The following is a 21191-nucleotide window of genomic DNA, read 5'->3' on the forward strand; positions in this document are numbered from 1 at the left end:
ATTGTCTAAAGGACTAAATTTTCTTGAAGATAACTGACCCATTAGTGCCACCAAAACCAAAGGAATTATTAAGCACATAATCAATTTTCATTTTTTTAGCAGCATTAGCAGCATAATCCAAGTTACAGCCATCATCTAAATTTTGTAAATTTATGGTTGGTGGAGCAACTTGGTCTCTTATAGCTAAGACACTAAATATAGATTCAATTGCACCAGCAGCACCTAGTAGGTGACCCGTCATAGATTTTGTAGAGCTCATAACAAGGTCTTTTCTATATTGACCAATAGTTTTTTCAACCACTTGACTTTCTTGAACATCACCTAAAGGAGTCGAAGTACCATGTGCATTTACATAATCTATAGCATCAGGGTTTTTTTCAAGTCCTGCATCTGCTAAAGCATTTTTAATACATTTTTCTTGACCTGGTGCGTAAGGCATAGTCATATGGTAACCATCGGCTGACATACCAAAACCTACAACTTCAGCATAAATCTTAGCTCCACGTGCTTTTGCTCTTTCATACTCTTCTAATACTACTACTCCAGAGCCATCACCTAAGACAAAACCATCTCTATCTCTATCCCATGGACGAGAAGCTCCTTGCGGGTCATCATTTCGAGTAGATAAAGCCCTAGCGGCAGCAAAACCACCAATACCAATAGCGTTACTAGCTTTCTCAGAACCTCCTGCAAGCATGACATCAGCATCACCGTAAGCTATAAGTCTCGCTGCCATACCAATATTGTGAGTACCAGTTGTACAAGCAGTAACTATAGGCACATTAGGCCCACGTAAGCCATGATTTATTGATATAACACCAGATAAGATATTTATAATTGATGATGGTATACAAAAAGGAGATATTTTTGATGGTCCCTTTGCATCAATAGTAGCTTTTGTAGACTCTAAAGTTTCAATACCACCAATACCAGAACTAACTGCCACTCCAAACTTATAAGAGTCTTCTTCAGAAACTTTATCTATACCAGCATCCTTTAAAGCTTCATTAGCAGCAGCTATACCATAGTAGCAAAAAGGATCCACTCTTTTTGCATCTTTCTTGCCTACAAGCTTCTCTACATCAAAGTTTTTAATTCTTGCTGCAAATCTTACCTTGAACTCACTAATATCTGGTGCTGGAGTATCAAAACCAGTTATAGTTTCTACGCCACTTTTACCAGCTAAGATGTTAGCCCAAGTCGTAGGCACATCATTTCCCAAAGGTGTTACCATTCCAAGACCAGTAACAACTACTCTACGATTAGATTTCATATTAAATTAACCTATTTAATTCTTTTAGAAAAAAGCATGAAACTAGTCTAAATAAAATCATGCCACTTTTGAGATTAATTTTTGATTAGTTTACTTTAGAGTCAATATAGTCGTAAACATCTTTAACAGTTCTGATTTTTTCAGCATCTTCGTCAGGAATTTCAGTGTCAAATTCTTCTTCTAGAGCCATTACTAACTCAACTGTATCAAGGGAGTCGGCACCTAAATCATCAATAAAAGAAGCTTCTGGCTTAAGGTCTTCTTCTTTAACGCCTAATTGTTCAACTATGATAGAGTTTACTTTAGCATATAATTCGTTTGCGCTCATTTTTTTTCCTTCTATTATTTTGTTTAAAATTTTTAAATTAACTAACCGTTTTAATAATATTATTTTTTGTCTCTTTTTGCAATAATTTTGCAAAAATTAAGCCATATACATACCACCATTAACGTGTAACGTTTGTCCTGTAATATATCTAGCTTCTTCGGAAGCTAAGAAAGCTACAGTATTAGCTATGTCTATAGGTTGGCCCATTTGTCCTGAAGGTATTTTACCAGCTATGAACGTTTTTTGTTCTTCAGTAAGCTTATCCGTCATATCTGTAGCTATAAATCCTGGTGCTACAACGTTCACTGTAATATTACGACTAGCAACTTCATAAGCTAAGGATTTTGAAAACCCGATTACACCTGCTTTAGCAGCACAATAATTGGTTTGGCCTGGGTTACCTGCAGAAGCTACTACTGAACCTATAGAAATAATTCTACCCCATCTTTTTTTCATCATACCGCGAACACATTCTTTTGACATTTGGAAAATAGAACTTAGATTGGTATTGATAACAGCATTCCACTCGTCATCCGACATTCTCATCATTAGATTATCACGAGTAATACCAGCGTTATTTACTAAAATATCAATAACTATTTTTTCATCTTTAATTTTAGCAAAGAAATTTTTTATACTCTCAGAATCTGAGATATTTAAAACCATTCCTCTTGCACTTAAACTCTGATCTGTTAAGCTTTGTTCAAACTTTTTGGCGCCAGTTTCTGAGGTTGCAGTACCTATAACAGTAGCTCCTTTTTTTGCAAGAGTAACAGCCACTTCATAGCCAATACCTCGACTAGCTCCTGTTACTAAAACTACTTTTTCTTTTAAAGACATTTTTTATTATCTCCTTATAGTTATTGAATATTTTCTAGACTATCAATAGTATTTGTATCTTTTGTACTTAAATTTTTGTCAATCCTTTTTATTAGCCCACACAGCACTTTGTTTGGTCCGCATTCAATAATTTCGTTGACCCCCAAATTTACAAGCTCTTGTACAGATTGGGTCCATAATACTGGTTTATATAATTGTTTGACTACAGCTTCTTTTATTTCACCTAGACTAGAGTGTGATTTAGCATCAAAATTTTGTACAACAGCTGTTGTAGGGTTTTTAAACTCTACTTTATTTAATTCTATTTCAAATTTTTCTGCAGCACCCTTCATAAGTGAACAATGAGAAGGCACACTTACAGCCAATATTTGAGCACGTTTTGCACCCTTCTCTTTCGCTATAGCATTAGCTTTTTCTACAGCTATCTTTTCACCAGAAATAACAACCTGACCAGTAGAATTAAAATTTGCTGCTTCAACGATACCTTCATCAGAAGCTTCTTGGCAACAGGCTACCACGTCGTCATTAGATAATCCAAGAATAGCGCTCATGGCACATTCTTTGTCTGTAACAGCATTTTGCATAAGTTTACCTCTAGTTGAAACCAACTGTAAAGCATCCTTATAAGATATACACTCAGCAGCCAATAAAGCAGTGTACTCGCCCAGACTATGCCCAGCAAAGTACTGAACCTCTAGGCCTGGCCTTTGTTCTTTAAGTACTTTATATATCGCGTAGCTTGTAGCTAAAAGTGCCGGCTGTGTAAACTCAGTTTTATTTAATTTTTCTTCATCATTTTGAATAATGTTCCATAGATCATAACCTAAATGGTTTTTCGCCTCATCTATTATATTTCTAAATGTTGCAAAAGTTTGATAATAATCTTGTAACATACCTAGTTTTTGTGAACCTTGACCAGGAAATACAACAGCAATTTTTTGTGACATAATGCTCTCCTTATTATTGAAAATCAAAAAAATTTTAGAATATAAAAGTTGATAACTTTATTATATCTTTGCTACGAATCCGCCCCACACAAATCCTGCGCCAAAGGCTTCTGATATTATAATTTGTCCTGGCTTAATTTGTCCGTTTCTAACTGCATAATCTAACGCTAGTGGTATAGATGCTGCTGAAGTGTTGCCATGATCTTGTAATGTAGTTACCACTTTAGACATAGGCATGTTTATCTTGTTTGCCGTTGAAGTTAATATTCTATAGTTTGCTTGATGTGGTACTAACCAATCTATATCACTAGCTTTTATTCCAGCTTCTTGAATTAGTTCTTCAGCCAAAGACGATAATCTTGAAACAGCAAATTTAAAAACTTTATTTCCTTCCATTATCAGGTATGGGTCTATAGTGATAGCTTCTCCTCTATTATTAGGCAGATTGTTAGGGATATTTAACGTCTCTAAACATGAGCCATCCGTATAAAGTAAAGAGGATAAAATTTTCTTCTCTTGGCTTTGAGATAGAACTACAGCACCGGCTCCATCACCGAAAAGTACACAGGTTGACCTATCATTCCAATCAAGTACTCTTGTCATCTTTTCAGCACCAATTACTAATATGTTTTTTGCTGAACCATTTTCTATATATTGTTTTGCAATATCAAGTGCGTACACAAATCCACTGCATGCTGCAGAAACATCAAAACAGCGAGTTTTAAAATTTTTGATATCAAGTGCTTTTTGAACAATAGAGGCTGTAGAAGGCATAATGTAGTCACCCGTACTAGTGGCAACTATTATCGTGTCAATTTCTTGAGCGTCTAAATTAGCCGCTTCTAGAGCTTTTTTTGCTGCTTCGGTAGCCATAAAGCTAGTATTTTCTTGCTCATTAGCACAGTGGCGTTTTTCTATACCAACTCTTTGCTTTATCCACTCATCAGAAGTATCAATAAATTTACTTATATCATCGTTAGTTAAAATTTTTTCAGGCAAATAACTTCCTGTACCTAATATTTGTGCAAACATTCAATAGTCTACCTATATGTTAGTTAAATACAATATATGAAACGAGCCCTTTAGTCTTTAATAATCTAAAGAGTGCCAAACCCTCAAAATTATTGTAACATGATTAATATAATTAAAGAACTTTTTCCAAAGATTCTTGAATCGTTTTAGGGATGTTATATTTGATTTCTTTGGTAGCTTCATAAATAGCGGTCTCAAAGGCATTAGCACTAGCGCTACCATGGCTTTTTATGACGATCCCTGTTAGGCCTAACAAAGAAGCTCCATTAAAGCTATCCAAATTCATTCCTTTTTTCATTTTCTTGAAAAGTGGTAAAGCCATAATTGTTGGTATTTTCATTAACCAAGAGCCTTCAACTACAGTTTTTTTAATTAAAGACTCTATAAGCCTTAAAGTACCTTCCATAGTTTTTAGTGAAACATTACCAACAAAACCATCACAAACTATGACATCTGTAGAATCATCAAAAATGTATTTACCTTCTATATAGCCATTATAGTTGATAAAATCACAGCCTTGCAAAAGTTTGGCAGCATTTTTAATATTATCCAACCCTTTCATCTCTTCTTCACCAATATTAAGTAAAGACACTCTTGGCTCAGCTATACCTTTTGAACTTGCTGCTAAAATGGAGCCCATGATAGCAAATTGAAAAAGCTGTTCAGAAGAACAAACCACATTTGCACCTAAATCAAGCATATAGGTTTTACTTAGTTTTTTAGTTTCCCTATTGTACGCTGGTAAAGCATAAACTATCGCAGGGCGGTCTACTCCATTGATAGTTTTTAGAACAAATTTTGATATAGCCATTAATGCCCCAGTATTACCAGCACTAACACAAGCGTTTACCGAGCCATCTTTAACAAGGTTAACAGCTACGCGCATAGAAGAATCTTTCTTTTTTCTTACAGCTATAGATGGAGATTCATCCATTCCGATAGTTTCACCAGCGTGATGAATAGCTATTCTTTGTAGAATTGGCAGTTTTATCTTTTTTAGTTTTGAATATCTGTCTAAAGCTCTTTTAACCTTATGGTGATCCCCAACTAAAACAATTTGTAAGTTGGGGTCTTTTCTTACAGCCTCAAGAGCTGCTGGAATCGTAGTATTTAAACCATGATCACCACCCATTGCATCTATAGATATTTTGTAACCCATAATAAATAAAACTTCCTATTTTATTTCAAAAAAATTATTTTACTAAAAGTTGGTGTAGTAAAGTGATGTAATTATAATTTTCTGGGAGAAGGAATTTAGTCTTCAGATTTTACCTCTACTACTTTTTTACCCTTGTAAAACCCGTTTGGTGATACATGGTGTCTTAGGTGTAATTCACCAGTTGCTTTATCAGTTGATAAAGTAGCTGTAGATAAAGAGTCGTGTGACCTTCTCATATCTCTTCTTGATCTGCTTTTTTTGACTTGTTGTACTGCCATTTTATGTAACCTCCGGTAGAAATTTTACTATTTTTATTTAGTGTTGTTTAAGTACTTTTAAAACCTCAAAAGGGTTTTCCTTTTTTTCAACATCGCTTTCTTGCTTGCTATAGTATGAATGTTTTTTGTTTTTTTTACAAGTGTTAGCGTTGTTTTTTGGTATTAACGGTAAGTCTAAAAGTATTTCTTCTTTGATTACATCTGCTAAATTTATAATAGCTGTGCTACAAATAAAAGGCTCATACAAGCTATCTTGAACTAGTCTATCATCTTCGACAATCATAATAGTGTTAGATGCATTAAAATCATACCCAAAAGGTTCTAGAGATTCTTGGCAAATTAGTTCTAAGTTGCTAGAGATATTATATTTAATACAAGGTTTACCATTTTCTTCAAAAAAAGAAAAATTACAGTTAAATATATAGGGCGTTTCTAAAATATAATCAGATAGCTCGCTAAGATCAGTAAGTATAATTTCAAAAGCTATTAATTCTCTTTTTTGGTTGGCATATGTACTATAATTTATATCGTATTTATTTTTCATAATCAGCTTTCTAAGTGTGTTACTTATATTTGGAATATTCTAACTTGGTTTCTTGTTTTATTAAAGTTGCTATTGTATCATCTTAGTGTTGTTCATATTACTTTAATTTTTTACTTAAAAGGTCAATCACATGTCTTTACCTATCTTTCAAGAGTTTTCAAATGCCATAAGATTTTTGGCTATAGATGCAACATTAAAAGCTAAATCTGGTCATCCCGGTATGCCTATGGGGATGGCCGATATCGCAACTGTTCTGTGGACAAAATTTCTCAAACACAACCCTAAAAATCCTCACTGGATTAACCGCGATAGATTTATCCTTTCAAATGGTCATGGCTCTATGCTTTTATATGCTTTATTGCACCTAACTGGTTACGATGTCTCTATTGAAGATATTAAAAATTTTAGACAGCTTCACTCTAAAACTCCTGGCCACCCAGAATATGGTTATACTTCAGGAGTTGAGACGACAACCGGACCTCTTGGACAAGGTCTTGCAAATGCTGTTGGCATGGCTTTAGGGGAAAAGCTTTTATCACAAAGATACAACACTCCTGATTGCGAACTTATAGATCACTATACATATGTGTTTTTAGGAGATGGGTGCTTAATGGAAGGCATATCTCATGAGGCATGCTCATTAGCTGGCACTTTGGGTTTGAATAAACTTATAGCTTTTTGGGATGACAATAGTATATCTATAGATGGTGATACCAAAGGTTGGTTTACAGACAATACAGCCGAAAGATTTAGATCTTATGGTTGGCATGTTATTGAAAGTATAGATGGTCATGATACCAAAGCTATAGAGCAAGCTATTATACACGCGCAATCTGAACAAAAAAGACCTACTTTAATATGTTGTAAAACAGTGATAGGTTTTGGCTCACCAGAAAAAGCTGGTACAGCATCAGTACATGGCTCCCCATTAAGTGTGGAGGAGAGAAATTCAGCAGCCAAAGAATTAGGTTGGCAATATGACTCTTTTGAAATACCTAATGAAGTGTATAGATTTTGGGATACTACCCAACGTGGTCAAATATTAGAGACAAATTGGCAAAAGCGTTGGGAAGTTTACAAATTAAATCCTAAATATAATGAGCTTAAGAGAGTTTTAGATAAAGACATTCCAGCTGAACTTGAAAAAGAAGTCCAGAGTTATATAAAATCACAAATAGAAAATCCCACTAGGGTGGCTACACGAAAAGCATCTCAAATGTCACTGGAAGTACTATGTAAGCATATGCCAGAAATGTTTGGAGGATCAGCGGATCTTACAGGTTCAAACAACACTAACTGGAGTGGCTCAGTTTGGTTAAATAATACTGCTAAAGGAGCTAATTATCTCTCATACGGTGTGCGTGAGTTCGGTATGGCTGCGATTATGAATGGCTTAAGCCTGTATGGTGGTTTAAAGCCATATGGTGGTACTTTTCTTGTATTTAGTGACTATTCACGAAATGCTATCAGGATGGCTGCGCTTATGAAACAACCTGTCATACATGTAATGTCACATGATTCTATAGGGCTAGGTGAAGATGGTCCGACACATCAGCCAATTGAACATATCCCAAGTTTGAGATTGATACCTAACCTTAATGTTTGGCGTCCAGCTGATACAGTTGAAACGATGATCGCTTGGTATGAGGCTATTAAATCAAAAAATACTCCTAGTGTTATGGTATTAACTCGCCAAGGATTGCAGCCAATTGTCGATTCTGCAGAGAAAGCTAGTAATATATCTAAAGGAGGGTACTTGGTTAAACAGTATTTAGATGCTAAAGCTACGATAGTTGCGACAGGTTCCGAAGTTGAGTTAGCTGTAAAAGTATCTGATGAATACAATAAAAAAGGTATAAATATAAATGTTGCGTCTATACCTTGTGTAGAAATTTTTGATAAGCAAACTGATATATATAAAACCTCTGTAATTAGACAAGATATTCCAGCAATATTTGTTGAGCTTGCTCAACCAGGCACATGGTACAAATATATGCCAAAGGCAGGTGGTGAAGTTAAAGGAATAACAACTTTTGGAGAATCAGCACCTGCTGAAGAGTTGTTTGAATATTTTGGCTTTAACGTGGAAAATATAAGCAATATAGTTGCTAAATACGTTTAAAAACTTTATCTGATAAATATTAGTTAAAAAATCTAATAAAAGGAGACTAAAATGAAAGTTGCTATTAATGGTTTTGGTAGAATAGGTCGTTTAGCATTTCGTCAAATGTTTGACAAAGATGGGATTGAAGTAGTAGCAATCAATGATTTAACAAACCCAAAAATGTTAGCTCACTTGTTAAAATATGATTCCGCTCAAGGTAGGTATGCTAGAGCTGATGAGGTTTCTGCTAAAGAAAATTCTATAGTTGTAGGAGAAAAAGAGATAAAAATTTACGCACAAGCAGATGCTACTAAACTACCTTGGGGTGAGTTAGATGTAGATGTTATTTTAGAGTGTACAGGTTTTTACGCGTCAAAAGCAAAATCCCAAGCTCATATAGATGCTGGAGCTAAAAAAGTTGTAATTTCTGCTCCAGCAGGAAATGATCTACCAACAGTTGTTTATAATGTTAACCATAATATTTTAACAGCAAAAGATAAGGTTATATCAGCAGCGTCTTGTACTACTAACTGTTTAGCTCCTATGGCAAAAACACTGCATGATCTAGCAAATATAGAAAAAGGGTTCATGACAACTATTCATGCTTATACGGGTGATCAAAACACTCTTGATGGCCCGCATAGAAATGGTGATTTACGTCGCGCTCGTGCTGCTGCTATAAACATAGTACCAAACTCAACTGGAGCTGCAAAAGCTATAGGCTTAGTTATTCCAGAATTAGCAGGTAAACTAGATGGTGCCGCTCAGCGTGTGCCAGTTGCAACTGGATCTTTAACTGAACTAGTAGCTGTGGTTTCTAAAAAAGTAACAGCAGAAGAGATAAATGCTGCAATGAAATCAGCAGCTAATGAATCTTTTGGCTACACTGAAGAAGAATTAGTTTCAAGTGATGTTATAGGAATTTCTGAAGGTTCATTATTTGATGCAACTCAAACTAAAGTTACTCTACTAGGTGATAAATCTCTAGTGAAAGTTGTATCTTGGTATGATAATGAAATGTCTTATACAAACCAAATGGTTAGAGTAGTTAAGCTGATAGGGTCTTTATAATTTGGAGCTAATATGAGTTTTCTAACTATAAAAGATGTAAACCTAAAAGATAAAAAAGTAATAGTTAGGGTTGATTTTAACGTTCCTGTTAAAGATGGTAAAGTCACTAGCACTGTAAGAATTCAGGCAGCTATCCCTACTATAGAGTATATCTTAGAACAAGGCGGGAGACCGATTTTATTATCTCATCTTGGACGCCCTACTGAGGGTGAGTATGATCCTCAATTTTCGCTAGAACCTGTAGCGAGAGCCTTAGAAGAAATAATCCATAAGCCAGTAAGGTTTGAAAAAGATTGGCTTGAGGGTGTTGATATTAAAGCTGATGAAATTATTATGTGTGATAACGTTCGCTTTAATAAAGGTGAGAAAAAATCTGATAATGAGCTATCTAAAAAAATAGCAAGTTTAGGGGATGTATTTGTAATGGATGCCTTTGCAACAGCTCATCGTGCTCAAGCCTCTACTTATGGAATAGCAAAGTATATTTCAGTTGCATGCGCTGGATTTTTAGTTTCAAATGAAATCAAAGCTTTAGAGAAAGCATTAAAAAACCCTAAAAAACCAATGGCTGCCATAGTAGGCGGCTCAAAGGTATCTACTAAACTATCGGTTTTACATAATTTACTTGATAAAGTCGAAACTTTGGTAGTTGGTGGAGGCATAGCTAATACATTTATAAAAGCGCAAGGATATTCTGTAGGTAGTTCACTTTATGAGCAAGAATTAGTTTGCCAAGCAAAAGATATCTTAATAAAAGCTCAACAAAAAGGTATTAATATACCTGTCCCTGTAGATGTAAGAGTTGCTAAAGAGTTTAACGAAAATGCTCAAGCAGTTATAAAAAATGTAGCTGACGTAGCTGATGATGATATGATCTTGGATATAGGACCTAAATCAGCAGAAAATATTACTAAGCTACTAAATTCTTCTAATACTATATTATGGAATGGTCCAGTTGGTGTATTTGAGTTTGATAGCTTTTCAGAAGGCACGAAAGCTTTATCATTAGCTATTGCTAATTCAAAAGCATTTTCTGTAGCTGGCGGTGGGGATACTATAGCAGCTATAGAAAAATTTGGTATAAAAGACAAAGTTTCTTATATATCAACAGCAGGTGGAGCATTCTTAGAATTTTTAGAAGGTAAAGAGTTACCAGCTATTGAAATGTTAAAAGAAAAAGCAAAAAAATAATTTTATTTAAGGTGATACTTATGAGAAGAACCAAAATTTTAGCTACCCTTGGACCTGCAAGTGAATCTAAAGAAGTCCTTACTGAGATGATAAAGGCTGGGGTTAACGCTGTTAGGTGTAATTTCTCACATGGATCTGCTGAAGACCATAGAAAGAGAGTTGAACTGATCCGTCAAATTGCAAAAGAGCAAGATACTTATGTTGGGATATTGGCAGATTTGCAGGGTCCTAAAATTAGACTTTCTAAATTTAAAAATGGTTCTGTAGAGATAAAAAAAGGGCAAAAATTTATACTTGATGCCGATCTTGGTGTAAATGATGGCGATGAGAATACAGTAGGTATTGATTATAAAGAGTTAATTAAAGACGTTAAATCTGGAGATATTTTACTAGTTGATGACGGTAAAATTGTTTTGCAGGTTGAGTCAGTCAAAGAAAATAAAGCTACGACCAAAGTAGTTATTGGCGGTAAAGTTTCTAATAATAAAGGAATCAATAAAAAAGGCGGTGGACTTACCGCCCCAGCTCTTACAGATAAAGATAAAGAAGATATTAAAATAGCAGCAATGCTACAGGTGGATTTTTTAGCTGTGTCTTTTGTAAGAGATGGTAAGGACATGGAGTATGCTCGTCAATTAGTACATGAAGCTGGCTGGAAACCAGCTATGGTTGCCAAGATTGAAAGAGCCGAAGCAGTACACAAAGAAACCTTAAAAAGCATCATAGAAGCTTCCGATTTAGTTATGGTTGCTCGTGGTGATTTAGCTGTAGAAATTGGTGATGAAAATGTCCCTACTGTACAAAAGCTGATTATTAGTACAGCTAGACAAAATGAAAAAGGATCTATTACCGCCACTCAAATGATGGAATCAATGATAGAAAACTCCTCTCCTACACGTGCTGAAGCTTCTGATGTAGCAAACGCCGTATTTGACGGTACAGATGCTGTTATGCTTTCAGCTGAAACAGCTGTTGGTAAATATCCAGTAGAGACTATTGCTGCTATGTCAAGAATTTGTGAATCTGCTGAAAAAAGCAAGTATAACCACATTGTTAAAAAACAAAAAATAGCTGATTGTAGCCGAATTGATCATGCCGTATCAGTAGCAGCCGTTAAGATAGCTAATGATATTGGTGCTAAAGGTTTAATTGTTTTAACAGAAGGTGGAAATACTTCACGCTGGATGTCACGAATAAATACAGATTTACCAATTTATGCACTATCTCGTAATGCTCCAACTTTAGGGGCTATGACTTTGTTTAGAGGTGTCATACCAATTTATTTTGACTCTACTAGAATGTCAAAAGTATATGTAAACAGGTCTGCCTCTATGGAGCTTGAAAGTAGAAAGTTAGTAAAAGAGGGAGATATTCTTGTACTTACTAGCGGTGACAGTATGGGTGTACATGGAAGTACTAATAAAATCAAAGTAATAATAGCCGGTCAAGTAAGGTAAAAGGAGAAAATAAATGGCTTTAGTTTCATTACGTCAACTATTAGATCATGCAGCAGAACATGGGTATGGAATCCCAGCTTTTAACGTAAATAATTTAGAACAAGTAAGGGCTGTTATGGAGGCTGCTGATAAAGTAAATTCACCAGTTATTTTACAAGGTTCTGCAGGTGCTAGAAAATACGCTGGCGCTCCTTTTATCAGACATTTAGTTTTAGCTGCTATAGAAGAATATCCACATTTACCAGTTTGCATGCATCAAGATCATGGAACGTCCCCAGCAGTTTGTCAACGATCTATTCAGTTAGGCTTTTCATCTGTGATGATGGATGGCTCGCTAAAAGAAGATGGCAAAACCCCAGCAGATTATGAATATAATGTAAATGTAACTAAAACTGTTACAGATATGGCTCATGCCTGTGGTGTTTCTGTTGAAGGTGAGCTAGGTTGTCTTGGCTCTTTGGAAACTGGACAAGCCGGTGAAGAAGATGGTATAGGTGCAGAAGGCACCTTATCTATGGATCAGCTATTAACAGACCCAGAAGAAGCGGCTGATTTTGTAAGAAAAACTAAAGTTGATGCATTAGCAATCGCTATTGGTACAAGTCATGGAGCTTATAAGTTTACTAAGCCACCTACAGGTGACGTATTATCTATAAAAAGGGTAAAAGAAATCCATGCTAGAATTCCAGGTACACACTTAGTGATGCATGGCTCATCTTCTGTACCACAAGATTGGCTAGAGGTGATTAACAACTATGGTGGTGCAATGGGTGAGACCTATGGTGTGCCAGTAGAAGAAATTGTTGAAGCAATAAAATATGGTGTACGTAAAGTAAACATCGATACTGATTTACGTATGGCAGCAACTGGTGCAATAAGAAGATTTTTAGCAGAAAACCCAGCTGAATTTGACCCACGTAAATACAATGCTGTAGCTAAAAAAGCAATGTCTGAAATTTGCCAAGCTAGGTATGAGGCTTTTGGTAGTGCTGGTATGGCTAGCAAAATCAAGCCTATCTCGCTTGAGACAATGTTTCAGCGTTATGAAAATGGTGAGTTAGATCCAGTTGTTAAATAGGCACTAATTCATACCATATTCTTTTCACATACTCCTAACGCTTCACAAATAGTTTTATAAAACTTTGATTTTTGCAAATCTTTAGGAACATTTTTCACTTTATAATCGTCCCAACGCTCAGTAATTTTTTCTTTTCCTTTATACTCTTTAAAGTTTTCAAATACATTTTTTTCGTGCTGCAAAACAAAAGCTATTTCGATTAAGTCTGTTTTTCCTTGTACTGCTCTAATAACTTCTCTCATACGTCCTGCATGATGTTTTTGGTCAAAAATACATAGTGTTATATTCCAAGAACCGGAAATTGAAGGTTCTGAAGAGTAAGAGTTTAACTTTAAATACTGTCCCAATATTCTTAAAACCTCTGATTTAACGGGCTTAAATTCATAGCCTCCAAAAGGAGTATTTGCACCTTTTTTTGCCACACTACTACTATTTCTTTTTTTAATTAATCCTAGCTTCACTTTAATTTCTTCAGCTGATGACCTGCTAGTATTGGTTATACTTTTTCTTTCTTCATATAAGGTCACTTTTATCTCACTAATTGTTTGATTGTCATAAAAACTCTTGTAAAAAGTGTGAGTGGAATCATTTTTACTAGTATTCATTAAATCAGTTCTATGGTCGTACGCGTCGTAGAAAATTTCTTCATTACTGCTGTTTTGGTCACCAAACCCTTCTCGTGGAGGGCCTCCGAAATATCTCATCGGTCTCCTTTTTTCTTCGAAGAGGCCCATTACATATGTTCTATAATTTTGGAATTCCTCATAAGAATCAACTTTGTAATCCTTGAAAATCTGCTCACATAATTTATAGAAAATAAAAAGTCCACTACTTTGGAAAATATACAGATATCTATTTTCGTTTAATATGTTATTGACACGAGTATAACTTATTAGCTCGCAATTCACTTTAGCATCTTTTATTACTAAAGGATTTAGCCTTAATGTTCTAAAATCACAAGTTCCTATCTTTATTGCTGCCTTATTTATTAGCTCTTTAATAAAATTGACATTTAAACCTATCACCTTAACAAATCCCTCACCACCCCATTCGTTTTCTTTGTTGTCAACAACACTATTTTCTATATCCCTTAAAAAAGCATAAAGGTACCTAAGAGCAATAAAAATTAATACGTTGCAAGGGTAGTCTTTTGCAGATCTTTGTAAATTTTTCCACATGGGAGTTTCATCTTTACCTTTCACATTAATACCACTAATAGCTTTGCTTGTAACAAAATCAACTATCCTCCCTGCTTGTAATCCAGCAAAGAAAGTTTTCTCAGAAAATATAACCTCCTGCAGTAAACACGTTAGTTTAAGTTTTTCTTCAATAGAAGCATTTTTAATAAACGCATCATATGCTTTTTCCATTGGAGTATGAGGATATTTAATAAGCTTTGCCTTATCCCAAAAGTGCTTAATAGCTTTAACTATTAGTTCCAAACACTCCTTAAGCTCAGTAAGCAGGTTTTTTAGGTAAACATCTTTGTTATTACACACATCGATATATTTTTGGATAATTTCTGGTCCTGATTCCCTGAAGTCGCGTCTTTCTAGTGAAGTTAAATTTAGAAGACTTTTACTTGCATAAGCCCTAACGAAACCAAATCTTAAAATTTCAACCTTATCTCCATTATCTTGCGAATCTTTCATTAATAGTTACTGCTATTCTTAATATAAAAATAATTATATTTAAAAGTTTTAATATTATAACAAATATTATTATTAATTTACAGGTAATTTTAAGCAACCAATAAACTATTTAATGAAGTCCCAAACTTTACTAATATGGAAATCTACTAAACAAATCATTTTACAACCAACCAAACCATCTTTCAAACCAGCTAGGCTCTTCACTTCCATCTGGCCTTAATTTTTTAAGGTAATTACTATTTGGATAATTCTTTTTAAGCACTTCAAGGTTTACTTTTGCTTGCTCATTCAAACCCAAATCCCTATATGCTTTTATAGTTATTACTAGAGCGTCTTCTGTAGATGAACTTTGAGGATAATTACGTATGACTTGTGATGCTCTATCAATAGCCGCATTAAAAGCCCCCCTCTTATAATAAAAGTGCGCAATATTATCATAGTATTTTGCTATCGTATTATTTATATAAATCATCCTACGCTTAGCATCTGAAACAAATGAGCCATTAGGGTCTAAAGCTAAGGCTTTCTCAAAATTATTATATGACTCAGTATAGCCAGTAGGGTCATGATGACCCATATCATATGGAGCATAAGTTTGTAAAAGCCCCCTACCATTTTCAAAACCAACTACCCCGATCATATAATAAATGTAGCCTTTGTACTTACTATATGGATACATCTTGATAAACTGCTGTGCTAAAGCTAATGACATAGTCGATTCGTCATTCATATAGTATACATATACCAGATCAACCATACCTTTTTCAGCTAAAGGAGTAAAAGGATACTGTGCAACTAATGATTTATAAGACCTGATCGCATCAAAATAATCATTATTTTGCATTTGTTTATGGGCATTTGCATAAATAAACTCTGCTGTGTAGCCTGTGTAGACCTGAGGTAGCTCATTATCTTTCTTAGGGCCACACCCCGTTACAGCAAAAATCACAGATAAAATAACTATTAAATATAAAAATCTAGTCATTTGATTAGCTATCCTTTATTTTTCTTATATAATTTCCATACAAAAAATTATAAAATTTACGCTACGTATAGCAATTTAAACTATGGCAAATAATACACTATCCAAGCGATTTCATCAAAAAATTATTCTAACTCCTGAACACGCAGGCAAAAGACTGGATATAGCTGTTAATGAAGTATTTGAGGATTTTTCGCGCTCTCAAATACAAAAATGGATAAAAGACGGCTCTATAACTTTAAATAATAGCCATACTAAAGCTAAACATATAGTTATTGGAGATGAAGAAATAGAAATAGATGTCACATTTGTACCAACGAATGAATGGATAGCTGAAGATATTAAACTAAATATCATTTATGAAGATGAAAATATTATTGTTATAAATAAACCAGCAAATATGGTTACTCATCCCGGGGCTGGGAATATGACTGGTACTATTTCAAATGCCCTTCTAAATCTCAATGAAAAGCAGCAAAACTTACCTCGTGCTGGGATCGTTCACCGCCTAGATAAAGATACTACTGGTCTTATGGTAGCTGCTAAGACTAGCTTGGCTTACCTTAGTCTTATCCAGCAGCTATCAGATAGAACGGTATCTAGGAAATATCTAGCGGTAGTAGAGGGTGAAATTTACGAATCAGGTACAATTGACCAACCAATAGGTCGTGACCCTAACAATAGAATCAAAATGGCTATTAACTATAGTGGCAAACAAGCTATCACAAACTATACTCCTTTGGAGATATACGATGGGTTTACTCTAGTAGAATGTAAGCTAGAAACAGGCCGCACACATCAAATAAGAGTACACATGAAAAGTATCAATCACCCTTTAGTAGGTGACCAAACCTATAACAAATCCTCTTCTAAACTAAAAAATACAAACCTCGCCTGTTTCCCTAGACAAGCCTTACATGCTTATAGTCTTTCGTTTACTCACCCTTTAACTCATAAAATACTAAACTTTACATGTGATATGCCATGTGATATGTTAAATCTTATATCACAACTTAGGTTGACTATATCAGACGACCCCAGTCTAACAGAGGATTATTAAAATATGGTAACTGATAAATTACATACTCTTAGAAATTTCGTACTTTTCTGCAGTTTTATAATACTAGCAACTTTTTTATCTTTTGATCATGGAAAAGCTAAACACGACAGTTATGCTCTAGCAACCAAAATTAGCCAGAAATCTGACAAGCCAGATTTTCTTAATATAGATGATACCGCTGAAAAAAAACAAGCTTTTATAAACTACATCTTAAAAGCGATTCAAAATGCTAACAAAGAAATTTGTGCTCAGCAAGAAGAATTACAGAAACTCAAAAAGGCTTACGATAAAAACCAAAAACTCACAAAGAAGCAGCTAGATAGGCTTAATACATATTTATCCTACTATAAAATACGAAATGCTACAGACACCCAACAGATGATAAATCAGTTAAAAATAAAAGTCGGTACTGTACCTAGCAGCTTTGTTATAGCTCAAGCGGTGCTCGAAAGTGGTTGGGGCACCTCACGTTTTGCTAGAGAGTATAGTAACTATTTTGGGCTTCACTGTTTTTCGGAAGATTGTGGTGTTAAAGCCTCAGGAGCTAACGTATATTTAGAAACTTTCCCTAACGCAACAGAAAGCGTTTTAGGATACTATTATAGACTTAATACAGGTACAAAATTTAAACAGTTCAGGCTTACTCGTCAGCAAGTTAAAAACCATACTCTTCCACGTTCTGCTATGCTTGATACTTTAGAAAACTACTCAGAGTTAGATGGTGAAGAATATAAAAACCGCCTAGAAGGTGTAATTAGACCTAATAATTTAACTCAATATGATAATGATGATACATGTTAATCCAATACTTTAAATATTCATGTTGGTATTAAACTATTTTTCTTGTATATTAGATTAATTAAGATATTGCTGCCCAGTATAATCGGTATGAATATAAAAGTAGTTCAAAACACTATTTATTTCGAAGGCTTTCTAACACTTAAGCAAATAAAACCAAAGCTTATTGAAAAGCCTCTGAATAATCTAAAAAATAATATTCAGTTTGTTGATATAACAAACGTTAAAGAATTAGATACTGCTGGTGCTTATATAATATTAAAAACCTTAGCTAAATTTAAACTCGACAAAAAACAAATCATTTGTAACTCAAAAAGAAACCAAAACCTGATTAATCTAACAAACCGAAATCTACCTACTAAAAAAATTAGTGAATTTTCAAAAAAGCCAAATGCTGTTTTTAATAGTATTTATATATTAGGCAAAAACACCAACGATCTAATAGCAGAAATTAAATTAAGTATTAGCTTCTTAGGAGCGATTGTTCTAGGTTATTTAAACTTTTTTAGACGACCTTATGGTTCTTTTTTTTCTATTGTATTAAATATAGCATATGACTCAACTATTAAAGCGCTTAGTATTGTTATACTTTTATCATTGATTATTGGCTTAGTTTTAACATATCTACCACTTAATTTAATGATGCAGTATGGTACACAAATATTTGTCGTTGATATGTTAGGCATATCCTCTTTTAGAGAGTTTGCTCCCTTGTTTACTGCCATAATAATAGCTGGTAGAAGCGGTTCTGCTTTTACCTCAGAGATAGGAATTATGAAAGTAAATGAAGAAATTGACGCCCTTCAGACAATTGGTGAAGACCCTATACAACGCTTAGTTTTACCACGAATTACGGCTCTAATAATTAGCTTACCAGTACTAACAACTGTAGCGATGATAGCTAATATTACAGGAGGTATTATTATTACTTACTTGATTGCAGATATAACTCCTCTTGAATTCATCGATAGACTATTTTCAAATGTAAATGTCAGTCATTTTTATATTGGATTATCGAAAACACCTTTTTTTGCTCTAGTAATCGCTGGCATTGGTTGCCTAAAGGGTATGTCTGTTAAAAGAGACTCTCAAAGTGTTGGTAAAGCAACTACAACAAGTGTTGTGTACTCAATATTTCTAATAATCATTGTTGATGCAATCTTTGCTGTTTCACTAAATGGCGTTGCTTAGGAATCATTTTTATGGATAAAAATATTATTGAAATAAGAGACCTAAGCACAAAATTTGGTAAAGAGTGGATCCACAAAGATTTAAACCTTGATATTCCAGCTAAAAAAATTAGCTGTATAATTGGTGCTAGTGGCTGTGGAAAAACTACACTTATGCGTGAAATACTCATGCTACAACCAATTTATTCTGGAAAAATATTCTTATTAGGTCAAGAGATTTCTAAACTTGCTGATAATCCCTATAAGCGAAAACAAATATCAAGCAAAATGAGTATGATGTTTCAACACTGTGCCTTATTCTCCTCATTAACAAATTTACAAAATGTCATTTTCCCTCTCAAGCAACATACAGATCTGCCCTTAGATATACTAACTGACATAGCTATCATTAAACTTAAAATGGTAGGGCTAAAAGAAGAAGCTTTTGATAAATACCCTTCTGAAATAAGTGGAGGTATGTTAAAAAGGGTTGCTTTGGCTAGGACTATAGTACTAGATCCTAAAATAATATTTCTAGATGAACCTAATGCAGGATTAGACCCTTATTCTGCTAGAGCTATGGATGAGTTAATCTTATATCTAAAGAATGAGCTTGAGATGTCTGTAGTTATGATAACTCATGATTTAAGCACAATTTGGAATATAGTCGATGATATAATATATATGGATAATAAAAAAATAATGTTACATGATACTGTTGAGTTTGTGTCTCAACAGACACAATATGAAAGTATAAGAAAGTTCTTTGGTTCACATAATGAAACAAAAGATATGGAGGAACCTATTTATGAATGAAAATAGTATAAAAAATATAATTGCTGGCTTATTTGTTATTTTTATGGTTTTTGTGATGATATTTATTGGCGTTTTTCTATCTGGAGGTTTCAAAAGTCAAGCTACTACAACTTTTGTAACAAATTTTAAGAGTATCTCAGGTTTAAGCGTAGGCTCTGACGTATCATACAAAGGACTTAGCGTTGGTAAAGTTTCAGATATATTAATCAATAAAGAAAATCCTAAACTGATAAGTGTTTACATGAAGATCTATGATAATATTACCATTTTCAAGCAAACTGTAGCCACCCTACAACCAATGGGCATAACAGGTCAATCAAAAGTAGTGTTGTCTTTTAATATTAGCAAAGAAGATACAGCACTAGAGCCTTTTACAAAAATAAAAGGTAAAATCCCTGAAATCAAATCCAAACCGTCACAAATTGAGAGCATTCTCAACAAAGTTAACAATATAGCCGACTCCTTACAGCAAATATCAAATAAATTCAACAAAATGCTTTCCCAGGAGAATATCCGAAGGTTCAATGAATTTACAGATAGCGTTAATATTCTATTATATAACTTGAGTAACTCATCACTATATTTTAATAAGACTCTAGTAAACTTAAATGAAAATATGACAGAAAGTCAAGAAGCTATTTCGCGGTTAAATGACGTTATTAGATTACTTCAATATGATCCTTCGATAATAGTTAGAGGCGTAGAACGCTAAGGAAAAATTATGAAAAAATACCTTTTATTTTTATTAGCTTTAATTATACCAGCATATACATTTGCTTTTTCGTTGCTTGGAGGCCCAATCAAAGTTCCTGAAGAAAAGCAGTTTGTAATATATAACAAACAACTAGAAAAAACAGGGTTGCCTGACGTTGAAAAAGCTGATGTTAACACCACCCTTCTAGTTTACAATATACAAACTCAAGCTGTTAAATCTACATCTATGTTTTATATCCAAGGTAACCAGTTACACACTTTTGAAAACAATGTATGGGCAATACCTGTAACAACAATGCTTACAGTTGCTGTTTTCGAGTACATTCTGGATAATAATATTGTCAGCAATCTAGCTTTTCAGAATGTGAATATTCGCCAAGATTTTACTCTATCTGGCACTACACCATATGGCCCGGTTATAGATCTAGATGAACAACAATTTTACTTTTATATAACTTTTTATCTAAAAAATGAACGCAATAGCGAAACTAAAATAAAAACAATAAAATATAAGCAACCTATAGCTAGTGATGATATAACAGCAAATAACTATGTTGATTTAACAAATGATGCCTTAAAGCATATTCTTTTGGAGCTAAAACCATGGCTTGTCCACAACCTAAAAGCTCAAATAATTGAACATGCCAAAAATAATAATCCAGCACCAACTTTAATAAATATAAACCAAAAGGTTTAAA

General features: G+C 34.1%; 21 protein-coding genes. 11 read left to right on the forward strand and 10 right to left on the reverse strand.

The genetic code is table 11. From position 1 onward, the window contains the following. Window positions 1-13 precede the first annotated feature (13 nt). The 8 genes from fabF to FRA_RS06000 all read right to left on the reverse strand — a co-directional run bounded on the left by fabF (window position 14) and on the right by FRA_RS06000 (window position 6401). Complete coding sequence (fabF, locus tag FRA_RS05965; protein WP_035719876.1) at window positions 14-1273, reverse strand: beta-ketoacyl-ACP synthase II; 1260 nt, start codon at window positions 1271-1273, stop codon at window positions 14-16. 85 nt (window positions 1274-1358) lie between these two features. Beyond that, window positions 1359-1601, reverse strand: a complete 243-nt coding sequence (gene acpP / locus FRA_RS05970; protein ID WP_035719877.1) for an acyl carrier protein — start codon at window positions 1599-1601, stop codon at window positions 1359-1361. Window positions 1602-1697: 96 nt separating this feature from the next. Next, complete coding sequence (gene fabG, locus FRA_RS05975; protein ID WP_035719879.1) at window positions 1698-2441, reverse strand: 3-oxoacyl-ACP reductase FabG; 744 nt, start codon at window positions 2439-2441, stop codon at window positions 1698-1700. Window positions 2442-2461: 20 nt separating this feature from the next. Next, entirely contained in the window at window positions 2462-3388 is a 927-nt protein-coding gene (gene fabD, locus FRA_RS05980) for an ACP S-malonyltransferase (RefSeq protein WP_035719881.1), read from the reverse strand. 60 nt (window positions 3389-3448) lie between these two features. Continuing rightward, the gene (locus tag FRA_RS05985) at window positions 3449-4420 is read right to left on the reverse strand and encodes a beta-ketoacyl-ACP synthase III (RefSeq protein WP_035719882.1); all 972 of its coding nucleotides are present in this window, start codon (window positions 4418-4420) and stop codon (window positions 3449-3451) included. A 112-nt stretch (window positions 4421-4532) separates the two neighbouring features. Next, complete coding sequence (gene plsX / locus FRA_RS05990; protein ID WP_035719884.1) at window positions 4533-5579, reverse strand: phosphate acyltransferase PlsX; 1047 nt, start codon at window positions 5577-5579, stop codon at window positions 4533-4535. 95 nt (window positions 5580-5674) lie between these two features. Then, on the reverse strand, window positions 5675-5857 hold the full coding sequence (gene rpmF, locus FRA_RS05995) for a 50S ribosomal protein L32 (protein WP_035719885.1): 183 nt from the start codon (window positions 5855-5857) through the stop codon (window positions 5675-5677). Between the two features lie 37 nt (window positions 5858-5894). Continuing rightward, window positions 5895-6401, reverse strand: coding sequence for a YceD family protein (locus FRA_RS06000; protein WP_035719886.1), 507 nt, complete (start codon window positions 6399-6401; stop codon window positions 5895-5897). 130 nt (window positions 6402-6531) lie between these two features. On the opposite strand from FRA_RS06000, the gene tkt reads away from it, so the two are divergent. The 5 genes from tkt to fba are packed head-to-tail and all read left to right on the forward strand — an operon-like array spanning window position 6532 to window position 13302. Beyond that, window positions 6532-8523: a transketolase gene (gene tkt / locus FRA_RS06005; RefSeq protein ID WP_035719887.1), complete on the forward strand. Its 1992-nt coding sequence runs from the start codon at window positions 6532-6534 to the stop codon at window positions 8521-8523. A 51-nt stretch (window positions 8524-8574) separates the two neighbouring features. Beyond that, window positions 8575-9576 (forward strand): type I glyceraldehyde-3-phosphate dehydrogenase, encoded by a 1002-nt coding sequence (gene gap, locus FRA_RS06010; protein ID WP_035719888.1) that lies wholly within the window; start codon window positions 8575-8577, stop codon window positions 9574-9576. A gap of 12 nt (window positions 9577-9588) precedes the next feature. Then, window positions 9589-10767, forward strand: coding sequence for a phosphoglycerate kinase (locus FRA_RS06015; RefSeq protein ID WP_035719890.1), 1179 nt, complete (start codon window positions 9589-9591; stop codon window positions 10765-10767). A 20-nt stretch (window positions 10768-10787) separates the two neighbouring features. Further along, window positions 10788-12224: a pyruvate kinase gene (gene pyk / locus FRA_RS06020; RefSeq protein WP_035719893.1), complete on the forward strand. Its 1437-nt coding sequence runs from the start codon at window positions 10788-10790 to the stop codon at window positions 12222-12224. A 13-nt stretch (window positions 12225-12237) separates the two neighbouring features. Next, complete coding sequence (gene fba / locus FRA_RS06025) at window positions 12238-13302, forward strand: class II fructose-bisphosphate aldolase (RefSeq protein ID WP_035719895.1); 1065 nt, start codon at window positions 12238-12240, stop codon at window positions 13300-13302. Between the two features lie 8 nt (window positions 13303-13310). Here fba and FRA_RS06030 read toward each other — a convergent pair whose 3' ends face one another. After that, window positions 13311-14954, reverse strand: coding sequence for a hypothetical protein (locus FRA_RS06030; protein ID WP_035719896.1), 1644 nt, complete (start codon window positions 14952-14954; stop codon window positions 13311-13313). 160 nt (window positions 14955-15114) lie between these two features. After that, window positions 15115-15939, reverse strand: coding sequence for an outer membrane protein assembly factor BamD (locus tag FRA_RS06035; protein ID WP_035719898.1), 825 nt, complete (start codon window positions 15937-15939; stop codon window positions 15115-15117). Between the two features lie 82 nt (window positions 15940-16021). Between FRA_RS06035 and FRA_RS06040 the strand changes: the two genes are divergently transcribed. The 6 genes from FRA_RS06040 (at window position 16022) to FRA_RS06065 (ending at window position 21190) form a co-directional block, all read left to right on the forward strand. Further along, the gene (locus FRA_RS06040) at window positions 16022-16996 is read left to right on the forward strand and encodes an RluA family pseudouridine synthase (protein WP_035719900.1); all 975 of its coding nucleotides are present in this window, start codon (window positions 16022-16024) and stop codon (window positions 16994-16996) included. 3 nt (window positions 16997-16999) lie between these two features. Next, window positions 17000-17797 carry a glucosaminidase domain-containing protein gene (locus FRA_RS06045; protein ID WP_035719901.1) on the forward strand — a complete coding sequence of 266 codons (798 nt, stop codon included), beginning with the start codon at window positions 17000-17002 and terminating at the stop codon, window positions 17795-17797. An 87-nt stretch (window positions 17798-17884) separates the two neighbouring features. Beyond that, window positions 17885-18985 carry an MlaE family ABC transporter permease gene (locus FRA_RS06050; protein ID WP_035719903.1) on the forward strand — a complete coding sequence of 367 codons (1101 nt, stop codon included), beginning with the start codon at window positions 17885-17887 and terminating at the stop codon, window positions 18983-18985. An 11-nt stretch (window positions 18986-18996) separates the two neighbouring features. Next, on the forward strand, window positions 18997-19779 hold the full coding sequence (locus FRA_RS06055; protein ID WP_035719905.1) for an ABC transporter ATP-binding protein: 783 nt from the start codon (window positions 18997-18999) through the stop codon (window positions 19777-19779). Then, on the forward strand, window positions 19772-20491 hold the full coding sequence (locus FRA_RS06060) for an MlaD family protein (protein WP_035719907.1): 720 nt from the start codon (window positions 19772-19774) through the stop codon (window positions 20489-20491). The genes FRA_RS06055 and FRA_RS06060 overlap by 8 nt, the downstream gene beginning before the upstream one ends. A 9-nt stretch (window positions 20492-20500) precedes the next feature. Next, entirely contained in the window at window positions 20501-21190 is a 690-nt protein-coding gene (locus FRA_RS06065; protein WP_051686769.1) for a hypothetical protein, read from the forward strand. Window position 21191 lies beyond the last annotated feature (1 nt).

Source organism: Allofrancisella heilbronnii, from assembly GCF_000710735.2.
In the GTDB taxonomy this organism is placed as follows: domain Bacteria; phylum Pseudomonadota; class Gammaproteobacteria; order Francisellales; family Francisellaceae; genus Francisella; species Francisella frigidaquae.

Excerpts from the sequence above, each read along its gene's own strand:
- FRA_RS06065 (WP_051686769.1), top strand. The coding sequence starts at position 20,501 with ATGAAAAAATACCTTTTATTTTTATTAGCTTTAATTATACCAGCATAT.
- FRA_RS06055 (WP_035719905.1), top strand. The coding sequence starts at position 18,997 with ATGGATAAAAATATTATTGAAATAAGAGACCTAAGCACAAAATTTGGT.
- FRA_RS06060 (WP_035719907.1), top strand. The coding sequence starts at position 19,772 with ATGAATGAAAATAGTATAAAAAATATAATTGCTGGCTTATTTGTTATT.
- FRA_RS06050 (WP_035719903.1), top strand. The coding sequence starts at position 17,885 with ATGAATATAAAAGTAGTTCAAAACACTATTTATTTCGAAGGCTTTCTA.
- fba (WP_035719895.1), top strand. The coding sequence starts at position 12,238 with ATGGCTTTAGTTTCATTACGTCAACTATTAGATCATGCAGCAGAACAT.
- FRA_RS06035 (WP_035719898.1), bottom strand. The coding sequence starts at position 15,939 with ATGACTAGATTTTTATATTTAATAGTTATTTTATCTGTGATTTTTGCT.
- gap (WP_035719888.1), top strand. The coding sequence starts at position 8,575 with ATGAAAGTTGCTATTAATGGTTTTGGTAGAATAGGTCGTTTAGCATTT.
- FRA_RS05985 (WP_035719882.1), bottom strand. The coding sequence starts at position 4,420 with ATGTTTGCACAAATATTAGGTACAGGAAGTTATTTGCCTGAAAAAATT.
- plsX (WP_035719884.1), bottom strand. The coding sequence starts at position 5,579 with ATGGGTTACAAAATATCTATAGATGCAATGGGTGGTGATCATGGTTTA.
- FRA_RS06040 (WP_035719900.1), top strand. The coding sequence starts at position 16,022 with ATGGCAAATAATACACTATCCAAGCGATTTCATCAAAAAATTATTCTA.
- FRA_RS06015 (WP_035719890.1), top strand. The coding sequence starts at position 9,589 with ATGAGTTTTCTAACTATAAAAGATGTAAACCTAAAAGATAAAAAAGTA.
- fabG (WP_035719879.1), bottom strand. The coding sequence starts at position 2,441 with ATGTCTTTAAAAGAAAAAGTAGTTTTAGTAACAGGAGCTAGTCGAGGT.
- pyk (WP_035719893.1), top strand. The coding sequence starts at position 10,788 with ATGAGAAGAACCAAAATTTTAGCTACCCTTGGACCTGCAAGTGAATCT.
- fabD (WP_035719881.1), bottom strand. The coding sequence starts at position 3,388 with ATGTCACAAAAAATTGCTGTTGTATTTCCTGGTCAAGGTTCACAAAAA.
- tkt (WP_035719887.1), top strand. The coding sequence starts at position 6,532 with ATGTCTTTACCTATCTTTCAAGAGTTTTCAAATGCCATAAGATTTTTG.
- FRA_RS06030 (WP_035719896.1), bottom strand. The coding sequence starts at position 14,954 with ATGAAAGATTCGCAAGATAATGGAGATAAGGTTGAAATTTTAAGATTT.
- FRA_RS06000 (WP_035719886.1), bottom strand. The coding sequence starts at position 6,401 with ATGAAAAATAAATACGATATAAATTATAGTACATATGCCAACCAAAAA.
- rpmF (WP_035719885.1), bottom strand. The coding sequence starts at position 5,857 with ATGGCAGTACAACAAGTCAAAAAAAGCAGATCAAGAAGAGATATGAGA.
- acpP (WP_035719877.1), bottom strand. The coding sequence starts at position 1,601 with ATGAGCGCAAACGAATTATATGCTAAAGTAAACTCTATCATAGTTGAA.
- fabF (WP_035719876.1), bottom strand. The coding sequence starts at position 1,273 with ATGAAATCTAATCGTAGAGTAGTTGTTACTGGTCTTGGAATGGTAACA.
- FRA_RS06045 (WP_035719901.1), top strand. The coding sequence starts at position 17,000 with ATGGTAACTGATAAATTACATACTCTTAGAAATTTCGTACTTTTCTGC.